Here is a 269-nt window from a genome sequence, read left to right as displayed (position 1 = left end):
CGACCACATCCGCACTTGCCTCGGGAAGTCCAGATTTCTGCGCGGTGGAATTAACGACGACGCCGCCCACTTTTTCAACGATCCCCCTGACGCGGGTCACCGCATTCTTGTCCTGATCGACTCCGGTATAGGAGTGAATGGGCTGGGCGATAATGAGTTCCGCGGTTCGGCCCAGGCCGGGGGCGAATTCCACCACGTCCGCATTGGCCAGCTGGGCGTGTTCAAGCATGGCCATCGTCAAATGCAGGCCACCGGGGCGCAATACCCGC

The 269-nt window shown here is 61.3% G+C and carries 1 pseudogene; it reads right to left on the bottom strand.

From position 1 onward, the window contains the following. Positions 1-235: pseudogene (locus QP415_RS11890) on the bottom strand (SAM-dependent methyltransferase); the annotation flags it as partial. Positions 236-269: the final 34 nt, after the last annotated feature.

Source organism: Pauljensenia sp. UMB3104 (assembly GCF_030217285.1).
Classification (GTDB): Bacteria; Actinomycetota; Actinomycetes; order Actinomycetales; family Actinomycetaceae; genus Pauljensenia.
Note: the sequence above shows the minus strand (reverse complement) of the source record. Positions and strands in the feature narration are given on the sequence as shown.